Below are 11248 nucleotides of genomic sequence, written 5' to 3'. Positions count from 1 at the left end.
ACTCCCAAAAACGTGGATAAACTTCCTCAGTCATCCCTGCGGGCTGACAGCCCCTACAACGCTTTGCGCTCATATCCAATTCTCAAGGCTATATGCCGCAGAGCATTGGTTAATATGAGCCATGTGATAGCGGCCTGCAAAGCGAACCTGAAAGGTGAAGCTGAGCAGCATGCCGCGAACCACTCAGGGGCCAGGCTTAGGCCCATACGAGTCATGTGCTAAACGGGTTTTGAGAAAAGAATTATGATAGATAAAAAATTCCACATATAACCCCATCTAGAACTTGACTAGCAGTGGCATAGAACGCTTCCTTCAAGCGTGAAGGAAGTGTCGCCGCAGGCGACGATAGAAGTTCATCCAGGTGTTTAGCGGCGCCAGCGCCGCATATGCCTTCCACTTACCAGTGCACTGCTTCGTGCACTGGAAAAGAGGAAGGTGCCTGACGCTAGGAAGGCGGATGGGGTTCAAAAGTAGGATACCTGCACTACACCTGTTGAGAACGTCGACCAAAAATCCGGTACAGAGTTTTCTACAGCAAAAAATTGCCGTAGGCAATTTTTCTGTAGTTGGACTACCTAACGGTCCGCACTAGCCCCAAAAGGGGACGAACTTTCCCCTTGGGGAAATGCCGCAAAGCGGCAATGGGGTAGGCAAGCTGGTCCGGTCGTCACTACTCCCCCACACCCCACCCCTCCCCACTTTNGAGAGCCAGGTGTGAAGAAGAGGCGCGGCAACAGGGAAGGTAGTGTGTAGGGAGCATGAAGTACACTTCCTGCAAGGGCAGATGTAAGACTAGCTGGATCCAGTGATTTTCAGTGCAATGCCAGGTTGGACCAAGGTGCAGAAACGCGAAAGATCGTCGGCAGCGTCAGAGGGGTATAAGAGACAGGGCATGAAGAGAGTGCCTTTTATTTTTTGGAGAGGCCATGATTCCTGTAAAGATTACGATTCATAGCGAAAATTTAAGCGATGGCTCCCAGCCCCTGGACCTGGTCACTTCCGGCCAGCTGCAGACGGTGGGCCGTGCTACGTATGTACGCTATGAGGAAACACCCATTACCGGGATGGAAGGCACCAAAACCACCCTGAAATGGACGGAAGACACCCTGACGGTGATCCGCCACGGGCGTTATGAGCATCGACAGACGTATGTACGGGGCCGGAACACTTCTTTTCAGTACCAGACCCCGTATTTTACTGTGCCCATGATGGTCTTCACCCGGGACCTGACCATTGTCCGTCAGCCCCGGGGTTGGCATGTACAGGCCTTTTACGACCTGGAAATGCAGGACCAGCCCAATGGGTCCATACGCTTGACTATTGAAATTGAGGAGGAAGAAATTCGTGGACATGAAAAAAGTACTGGCAGAAGCGGTCATCGCCGCAGTCCAAAAAGCCATTCAGGCAGGTAAGCTGCCCCAGGGCGATTTGGTACCGGTGGTTCTCACCGTTCCGCCCCAGAAGGCATTTGGCGACTTTGCTACCAACTTTGCCCTGCAGGCCGCCCGCAATCTGCACTGCGCGCCGCGGGTAATTGCAGGTGCCATCCAGGAATTCCTGGACTGCCCCAGTGTGGAAAAGGTGGAAGTTGCCGGACCTGGCTTCCTGAATTTCTTCTTGAAGGAAGACTGGCTGTCCGCAGCCCTGCGGAATATTCTGGCCCAGGGGGAAAACTACGGCAACCTGCCTGCCAAAGCAGGGGAGAAGATCCAGATTGAATACGTCAGCGCCAACCCCACCGGCCCTCTGCATGTAGGCCACGGCCGGGGTGCTGCAGTGGGTTCCGCCCTGGCCAACCTGATGAAGGCTGCCGGCTACGATGTGAGCCAGGAGTACTACATCAACGACGCCGGCAACCAGATGCACAATCTGGCGGCTTCCGTGAACGCCCGCTACCTGGAGCTCTACAACATTCCCTGTGAATTCCCGGAAAACGGCTACCACGGGGAAGACATTGTGGTCACCGCCAAACGGATCCAGAAGAAATACGGCGACAGCTTTATCCATATGCCGGAAGCAGAACGGCTGGAAAAATTCCAGAGCATTGCCAAGGACGAAAAGCTGGCCGCCCTCCGGGAGGACCTGGAAGCCTTCAACTGCCACTTTGATGTGTGGTTCAGTGAACAATCCCTCCACGATGCCCATAAGATTGAAGAAGCGGTAGCCGAGCTGGAAAAGAAGGGCTACATCTACGAAAAGGACGGGGCCAAATGGTTCCGCTCCACGGATTTCGGCGACGACAAGGACAGAGTGGTCATCCGGGACAACGGCGTTTCCACCTACTTTGCCGCCGACATTGCCTACCACCGGAACAAGTACGAACGGGGCTTTGACCGCCTGATCAACCTGTGGGGCGCCGACCATCACGGCTACATTCCCCGGGTAAAGGCCGCCATGCAGGCCCTGGGCTACGACCCCAGCCACCTGGAAATCCTGATCCTGCAAATGGTCAGCCTGTACCGGAACGGCGAGCTGGTAAAGATGAGCAAACGTACCGGCAAGAGCGTGACCCTGAACGAGCTCATCGAAGAAGTGGGCACCGACGCAGCCCGGTTCTTCTTCATCATGCGCAGCATGGACAGCCAGCTGGACTTTGACCTGACCCTGGCCACCGAGCATTCCAACGACAACCCGGTGTACTACGTCCAGTACGCCCATGCCCGGATCTGCAGCATCCTGCGCCAAATGGCCGACGAAAAGATTACCCTGGACCCCAACGCGGACCTGTCCGTGCTGAAGGAGCCCATTGAAATAGACCTGATCAAGAAGCTCAACGACTACACCGAGCTCATCGACACGGCTGCCCTGGAACGGGCACCCCATAAGATTGCCCACTATACCTACGAACTGGCAGGAATGTTCCATTCCTTCTACAACCAGTGCCGGGTACTGGGCGTCGACCCTGCCCTCCAGCAGGCTCGATTGGCACTAATTACAGCTGTGGGCAATACCCTGCGCCATGGTTTGAAGATTCTGGGCGTCAGCGCACCGGAACATATGTAATATAGAAAGAAAGCGGAAAAGGGAGGAAAAAAATGACCAAGTATATTTTCGTAACAGGCGGCGTGGTTTCGTCCTTAGGCAAAGGCATTACGGCCGCATCTCTGGGCCGTTTGCTCAAGAGCAGAGGCTATAAGGTGACCATCCAAAAGTTCGACCCGTACATCAACATTGACCCCGGGACCATGAGCCCCTACCAGCATGGTGAAGTATTCGTTACCGACGACGGCGCCGAAACCGACCTGGACCTGGGCCATTATGAACGGTTCATCGACATCAACCTGACCCGCAACTCCAACGTGACTGCCGGCCGGATCTACCAATCCGTTATCGACAAGGAACGCAGAGGGGACTATCTGGGCCGCACCGTACAGGTCATTCCCCATATCACCAACGAAATCAAGGAACGGGTGTACCGGGTAGGCCGGGAAGAAGAAGCTGACTTCGTGATCACCGAAATCGGCGGTACCGTAGGCGACATCGAAAGCGAACCCTTCCTGGAAGCCATCCGCCAAGTGAAGAAGGACGTGGGCAAGAACGATGTGCTGTACATCCACGTGACCCTGGTTCCCTACATCTCCGCTGCCGGCGAACTGAAGACCAAACCCACCCAGCACAGCGTAAAAGAACTGCGCAGCATCGGCATTACCCCCGATATCCTGGTTTGCCGTTCCGAAAAGGAAATCAGCCGGGAAATGCGGGAAAAGATGGCCATGTTCTGCGACGTGGACGCTGACGCCGTGTTCCAATCCATCACCGCTCCCAGCATCTACGAAGTACCCATGCTGCTGGAAGACCAGGGCCTGGACAAAGTGGTTCTGAAAAAACTGGATATGGAAGACAAACCCAAGGATATGGCTGCCTGGCATGCCATGGTGGAAAAGATTCTGGCACCCCATGCCAAAAAATCCACCATTGCCATCGTGGGCAAATACGTAGAACTGCCTGACGCCTACATTTCCATCGTGGAAGCCCTGAAACACGCCAGCTACTTCCATGACGCCGATGTGGACATCGAATACATCAACGCTTCCGACCTGGAAGAAGCCGACGCCAACTACGAAGAAATCTTCAAGGGCGTGGACGGCATCCTGGTGCCCGGCGGCTTTGGCGACCGGGGCATCGAAGGCATGATCCGTGCCGTACGCTATGCCCGGGAAAACAAGATTCCCTTCTTCGGCATCTGCCTGGGTATGCAGTGCGCAGTCATCGAATATGCCCGGGACATCTGCGGCATGAAGAAAGCCAACAGTACCGAATTTGACGAAACCACCCCGTACCCCGTCATTTACCTGATGCCGGAACAAATGAGCGTGGAAATCAAAGGCGGCACCATGCGGCTGGGCAAATACCCCTGCAAGCTGTATCCCGGCACCCTGGCCGAAAAGGCCTATGGCACCGACCTGATCAGCGAACGCCATCGCCATCGCTACGAAGTGAACAACGAACTCCGTGACCAGCTGTTCGAAAAGGGCCTGGTGCTGGGCGGCACCCTGCCCAACGGCAAGCTGGTAGAAATCGTAGAACTGCCCACGGAAGTCCATCCCTGGTTCCTGGGCGTACAGTTCCACCCCGAACTGAAATCCCGTCCCACCAATCCCCATCCGCTGTTCAAGGACTTCATCGCTGCTGCCCTGGCTTGCCAGAAGCACTAAGCCTGAAGAACGCAAGACAGAAAAGAAAACGGGCGGCATTTGCCGTAACCCGTTTCTTTTCTTTGGGATTCTTGGTACAATAAAAGAGCAATGGAAATTGCTGAAAAATTTGGGAGGCGTAGGAATGAACAGAGAATTATCCATGGAATTTGTACGTGTAACAGAAGCAGCCGCCATGGCCAGCGCCCGCGGCGTAGGCCGGGGCGACAAGAACGGCATTGACCAACTGGCTGTAGACGCTATGCGGAAAATGTTTGATACCGTCAACATCAGCGGTACCGTAGTCATCGGCGAAGGGGAAATGGACGAAGCCCCCATGCTGTACATCGGCGAAAAAGTCGGTGCCGGCGGTCCCGAAGTAGACATCGCTGTTGACCCGGTGGAAGGCACCAACCTGGTGGCCAAAGGCCAGCTGGGCGCCATCGCTGTTATCGCCATTGCCCCCAAGGGCTGCCTGCTCCATGCACCCGATATGTACATGGACAAAATCGCCGTTGGCCCCAGAGCCAAAGGCTGCATCAACATTGACGATCCTGTCAGCGTAAACCTGGAACGCGTGGCCAAAGCCATGCACAGAAACGTCAACGACCTGACCGTCGTTGCCCTGGACCGTCCCCGTCATCGCAAGATCATTGAAGAAGTAAGAGCTGCTGGTGCCCGCATCCGCCTGATTAGCGATGGTGACGTAGATCCCATCGTCAACTGCGGCATCGAAGGTACCGGTATCCATATGTACATCGGCCGGGGCGGCGCTCCGGAAGGCGTACTGGCTGCAGCCGGCCTGAAATGCCTGGGCGGCGATATGCAAGCCCGCCTGGTGCCTGAAAACGACGAACAAACCCAGCGCTGCCATGAAATGGGCATCGCCGATACCCGTCAAGTCCTGACCATCGAAGACCTGGTAAAAGGCGACGACTGCATGTTCACCGCTACCGGCATCACCAACTGCGACCTGCTGAGAGGCGTTAACTTCTTCGGCAACGGCGCCCGGACCCATACCGTATCCATGCGGTACGCCACCGGCACCGTACGTTTCGTTGATGCAGTCCATACCTTCGACCGCAGCAACATCAACGTAAAACTGTAATACCAATACCATAAGAACCAGAAGGGGGTGTGGATTCATTCACACCCCCCTGCTGTATTGGTGGGAAAGAGGGGGGGAGGGAAACCCCAACCGCCTTCCTGGCGTCAGGCACCTTCCCCTTCTCCTGTTCGCACAACGCGGCGAACAGGTAAGTGGAAGGCAGCGGCCGGAGGCCGCAAAAGGAGCACTCTTCCCCGCCCTAGCAGGCGGTACCTCTCCCGTAAACGCGTGAGGTCAACTTCTAGAGAAATTTCGCAATAATAATATACTTTATATTGCTTATGTACTCCCACATTGTTCTCAAAAATAAGTAACTTTAGAAATGTGGTAGTGCCTTACTGTTGACCTCTATCAAGCGTGACAGAGGTGGCGCCGGTAGGCGACGAAGAGAGTTTAAAATAGCAATATAATTATATTATTTAAACTTTAATAGGGTATATTGGCAGGTTTTTGGGGTCATTGACTAATCTGTTGGAGCTAAACTTCTATCGGCACCTAGCGGTGCCACTTCCTACAGTGGTTCGCTGCTAGCCAGTCATTTTCACCTTTCAGGCTCAATTCCTGGGCAGCTATCACATGGCTCGCGTATACCAAACAGCTTTTGGAATACTTGTAGCGCTGTTTGGACGCGAACGCAACGCTTGCAGGAAGCGTTCTATGCCGCTACTGGTTAAGTAACAAACTAGGGTAGTGCAGGTATTTACGAACTATGTTGCTTTGCTATACTCGTTTAGCACATGACTCGTATAGGCCTAAGACCGGCCCGGCAAAGCGTTGCGCTCACATCCAAGAGCATGTCAGTTTATCAAAATGCTCTTGGCTAATGTGAGCGCTGCGAACCACTCAGGGGCTGTCAGCCCGTAGGGATGACTGAGGAAGTTTACCCAAGTATTGCGGCCGCAGGCCGCATGCCTTCCACTTACCAGTGCACTGGTAAAGAGGAAGGTGCCTGACGCTAGGAAGGCGGATGGGGTTCAAAAGTAGGATGTCTGCACTACACCCGTTGAGAACGTCGACCAAAAATCCGGTACAGAGTTTTCTACAGCAAAAAATTGCCGTAGGCAATTTTTCTGTAGTTGGACTACCTAACGGTCCGCACTAGCCCCAGCGGGGACGGATTTCCCCCATGGGGGAAATGCCGCAAAGCGGCAATGGGGCCGCCCCACCACAATTCAATTCCTTTTACATCTCTATGTAGATTGGTAGTATCTAATATGTCTAATGAAATCATTCCTTTGCTTTTAAACGAAAAAAACGTAGGGGACGGGGCTTCTCTCTGGCAAAATGCCAAGGGGCCCGTTACTCTCACCGGCTTAACTTCTTCTGTTAAAGTCGGCTTTTTGTGCGCTCTTCAGGAAAAGGCCGGGGCCAAGCAGCCCCTGGTGATCTTCACCGCCAACCGGGAAATCATCCGTGCCTACCGCCGGGAGCTGGCGTACTTCTATCCGGACCTGGCCATGCGGGAGCTGTATCCCGCCAGCCTGATCCACGGCCAGGTGGATACCCGGAACGAAGAAGTCCTGGCCGAACGGGCCGCAGCCCTGGAAATGATCTACAAGCAGGAACCCGGCATCATCTTCATTACTGCCGAGGCTGCCATCCAGAAGCTGCCGCCGCCGGACAGCATCATCAAGGAAAATATCCGTCTGAAACCCGGCATGGAAATTGACCAGGAGACCGTGGTAGCCAAGCTGGTGAAAGCCGGCTACGAACGCACCGAACAGGTGGACACCATCGGCCAATTGGCCGTCCGGGGCGACATCATGGACATTTTCCCCATTAACCACAAAGATCCTGTGCGCATCGAATGGTTCGACAACACCATTGACGTGGTGCGCCATTTCGATATCGATACCCAGCGGAGCATCGGCCCGGCCAAACAGGCCAACATCATGCCCATTGCCCTGCCGGACCAGGAGCCCATCTCCAACATCTTTGCCTACCTGGCAGCGGACTCCCTGGTGGTCCTGGACGAACCCTCCGCCTTCTTTGAAGAATGCAAGAAGAGCTTCGGGGACAACCGGGAATTTGCCGACCAGCTGCTGCTCCAGGCCCAGATGATCGACCTGGCCAAGGAGTGCCATCTGGCGGCGGTCAGCGACCTGGGACATCCCTACTTTGCCAATGCTCCCAAACTTCATGTTCAGGTTCGCACCATTGCGCCCTACAACAAGAATACCGAGCTGCTGCAAAAAGACCTGTCCGGCTGGATCAGCCAGGGCGTCCACCCGCTCATTATGATGGGCACCCGGGACAAAGCCGCAGGCATCGCCGAAAGCCTCCGGGGCGCCGGCATTCCCATGGAGCTGGCCACGGACCCCCTGACCCTGCCCGAGAAGGGCGGCCTGGTGTTCCAGGGCAGCCTGACCAGCGGCTTCTACTTCTGGAACGAAAACTGGCTTCTCTTGACCGAAGGAGACCTGTTCGGCACCCAGAAACGCCGCCGCATTACCCGGAAAAAGGGCAAGGGCCCTGCCATCACCAACTACTTCTCCGACATCTCAGTGGGGGATTACGTGGTCCACGACGTCCAGGGCATCGGCCGCTACATGGGCGTGGAGACCATCGTCATTGACGGCGTCCATCGGGACTACCTGCAGCTCCAGTACGCCAAGGGCGACAAGCTCCACGTACCCGTAGAGCAGGTGGGCCTGCTGCACAAATACATCGGCAACGAGGGCACCCCGCCCAAGCTGTCCAATATGGGCCGGAACGACTGGCAGAAAGCCCGGACCAAGGCCCAGAAGGCCATTACCATCCTGGCCACCGAGCTGCTGCGGCTGTACGCCCAGCGGAAAATCACCCCGGGCCATGCCTTTGCCCCGGATACCCCCCTCCAGAAGGAATTCGAGGACAGCTTCCCCTTTGAGGAAACCCCGGACCAGCTGAAAGCCATTGCGGAAATCAAGGCCGATATGGAAAAGCCCGTTCCCATGGACCGGCTCCTGTGCGGCGACGTGGGCTACGGCAAAACCGAGGTGGCCATTCGGGCCGCCTTCAAGGCCGTGATGGACGGCATGCAGGTAGCCGTCCTGGCCCCTACCACCGTCCTGGCCCAGCAGCACCTGCTGACCTTTACCCAGCGCATGGCCTCCTTTGGCGTGAATATCGAAATGCTCAGCCGCTTCCGGTCCGCCAAGGAGCAGCGGGAAATCATCAAGAAACTGGCCGCCGGCCAGATTGACATCATCATCGGCACCCACCGGATTTTGTCCCCGGACATCTCCTTCCAGTCCCTGGGGCTCCTCATCATCGACGAGGAACAGCGCTTTGGGGTGGCCCAGAAGGAGAAAATGAAGCAGTGGAGCGCCGGCATTGACGTGCTGACCCTGTCCGCCACGCCCATCCCCCGGACCCTGCACCTGGCCCTGGTCAAAGGCCGGGACATGAGCATCATCGAGTCCCCGCCCGAAGACCGGCTGCCCGTAGAAACCTACGTGGCCGAGTACGACGAGGGCATGATTAAAGAAGCCCTGGAGCGGGAAGTCCGCCGGGGCGGCCGGATCTACTACGTGTCCAACCGCATCGAGGGCCTTACCAGCATTGCCACCAGACTCCGGGAACTGGTACCCGGGCTTACCATCGGCATTGCCCACGGCCGCATGACCGAAGACGAACTGGAAGACGTGATGATTGGCTTCTACCACGGGGACTTTGACGTCCTCCTGTGCACCACCATCATCGAAAACGGCCTGGACGTGCCCCTGGCCAACACCATCATCATTGACGGCGCCGAGAACTTCGGCCTGTCCCAGCTGTACCAGATGCGGGGCAGAGTAGGACGCTCCTCTAGGCTGGCCTATGCCTACTTCCTGTACAAGAAGAACCGCGTCCTCAGCGAAATTGCCCAGAAACGCCTCCAGGCCATTCGGGACTTTACCGAACTGGGCGCCGGCTTTAAAATCGCCATGCGGGACCTGGAAATCCGCGGCGCCGGAAACCTTTTGGGCGCCGAACAGCACGGCCAGATTGCCGGCGTAGGCTTTGACCTGTACTGCCGGCTGCTGGAACAGACCATCAACGCCCTGCAAAACGGCGCCGATCCCCAGGAACCCGTGATCCCGGACCCCGTCAGCGATATGAAACTGGACGCCTACATCCCCGACGAATACATCGCCAACCCCCGGTACAAAATGGAAATCTACCATCGCCTGGGGGCATTGAAATACGAAGAAAAAGACGACCTTATGGACGAAATCATCGACCGCTTTGGCACCCCGCCAGAGCAGGTCGTGAACCTGTGGCGCGTAGCTGCCCTGAGAGACCTGTGCCGGAAACTCCGCATCATCGGCATCTCTGTAAGACCCGGAGAAATCCGCATCACCTTCCACCAGCACAGCACCGCCAACCCCGACGTGTTGAAAGCCCTGATCAGAGAATACGTCCCCAGAGCCAACTTGAAAGTCGCCGCCCAACCCCAATTCATTCTTAAAACCCATGGCATGAAAGGCGACCCCTTAACCTGGCTGGAGAAAAATATCCCACGGTTGGTGTGAAGGCTTGGTATAATGGGGGAGGAGGCTGATTTAGCAACGCTTCCGTTGCTTGCAAAAGGCTAGTTCTAGAAGTTTGATAGTGCAGGCCCCAACCGCCTTCAATTGTAAACTCTTTCCGTCCCGCCCCTTTCCACCACCCTTCGGGCGGTTCCCCTTCCCCATAAATGTGGAAGGTAGTGGCGGGCCAGCTTCCTAGTGGTTCGCGGCTCGCTGCGCAGCGGCGTCCTACGGACTTGCTTTGCAGGCCGCTATCACATGGGTCACGTATTCCAAATATCTTTTGAGTAACTCGTGACGATATTTGGACGTGACCGCAACGCTTGAGGAAGCTAAATAAGGAAAAAGTACCTTCCCTTGAAGACGCCCCATCTGCGCCTTTGGAATTCTTATGATAGGCGCATCTTCCCCATTTCAGCTGCTCCACAGCTGAAACGGAGAAGACATGCGGCCGGGGGCCGCAGAAAAGCTGGATAAACTTCCTCAGTCATCCCTACGGGCTGACAGCCCCTTCAACGCTTTGCGCTCATATCCAATTCTCAAGGCTATATGCCGCAGAGAATTGGTTAATATGAGCCATGTGATAGCGGCCTGCAAAGCGAACCTGGAAGGTGAAGCTGAGCAGCATGCCGCGAACCACTCAGGGGCCGGTCTTAGGCCACTAATGGTCATCTTCTTATCAGCAACTATATTTTGGATTTTACTTGACCAGTGGTGGCCTGGACGCCTACCACAAGCGTTGCGTTCGCGTCCAAACAGCGATACAAGTATTCCAGAAGCTGTTTGGTGTACGCGAGCCATGTGATAGCTGCCCAGGAATTGAGCCCGTAGGGCGAAAATGACTGGCTAGCAGCGAACCACTGTGGTAGGTGTCAGCCGCTAGGCTGACGAAGGAAGTTTAAAACCATACTTTATGCTTCAAACAAAGTATAATTATATTGCTATTTTAATATTATTAGAACTCTCTTCGTCGCCTTCCGGCGCCACTTCCCTCACTCTTGATGGAAGTCAAA

At 55.5% G+C, this 11248-nt stretch carries 5 protein-coding genes; all 5 read left to right on the top strand.

Going from position 1 to position 11248, the window contains the following annotated elements; genetic code table 11:
* Positions 1 to 926 precede the first annotated feature (926 nt).
* The 5 genes from C7E10_RS03175 to mfd all read left to right on the top strand — a co-directional run bounded on the left by C7E10_RS03175 (position 927) and on the right by mfd (position 10238).
* Complete coding sequence (locus tag C7E10_RS03175; RefSeq protein WP_105325907.1) at positions 927 to 1412, top strand: YwiB family protein; 486 nt, start codon at positions 927 to 929, stop codon at positions 1410 to 1412.
* Positions 1345 to 3003, top strand: coding sequence for an arginine--tRNA ligase (gene argS / locus C7E10_RS03170; RefSeq protein ID WP_105325906.1), 1659 nt, complete (start codon positions 1345 to 1347; stop codon positions 3001 to 3003). The genes C7E10_RS03175 and argS overlap by 68 nt, the downstream gene beginning before the upstream one ends.
* 32 nt (positions 3004 to 3035) lie before the next feature.
* Entirely contained in the window at positions 3036 to 4655 is a 1620-nt protein-coding gene (locus C7E10_RS03165) for a CTP synthase (protein ID WP_105325905.1), read from the top strand.
* 124 nt (positions 4656 to 4779) lie between these two features.
* Complete coding sequence (gene glpX / locus C7E10_RS03160) at positions 4780 to 5742, top strand: class II fructose-bisphosphatase (protein ID WP_105325904.1); 963 nt, start codon at positions 4780 to 4782, stop codon at positions 5740 to 5742.
* 1214 nt (positions 5743 to 6956) lie between these two features.
* The gene (gene mfd, locus C7E10_RS03155) at positions 6957 to 10238 is read left to right on the top strand and encodes a transcription-repair coupling factor (protein ID WP_105325903.1); all 3282 of its coding nucleotides are present in this window, start codon (positions 6957 to 6959) and stop codon (positions 10236 to 10238) included.
* Positions 10239 to 11248 lie beyond the last annotated feature (1010 nt).

This window comes from Acidaminococcus hominis (assembly GCF_900291475.1).
GTDB lineage: Bacteria > Bacillota > Negativicutes > Acidaminococcales > Acidaminococcaceae > Acidaminococcus > Acidaminococcus hominis.
This window is presented reverse-complemented; position numbering and strand designations above follow the sequence as displayed.

Coding starts and splice junctions, on each gene's coding strand:
- C7E10_RS03175 (WP_105325907.1), top strand. CDS start 927: ATGATTCCTGTAAAGATTACGATTCATAGCGAAAATTTAAGCGATGGC.
- C7E10_RS03165 (WP_105325905.1), top strand. CDS start 3,036: ATGACCAAGTATATTTTCGTAACAGGCGGCGTGGTTTCGTCCTTAGGC.
- mfd (WP_105325903.1), top strand. CDS start 6,957: ATGTCTAATGAAATCATTCCTTTGCTTTTAAACGAAAAAAACGTAGGG.
- glpX (WP_105325904.1), top strand. CDS start 4,780: ATGAACAGAGAATTATCCATGGAATTTGTACGTGTAACAGAAGCAGCC.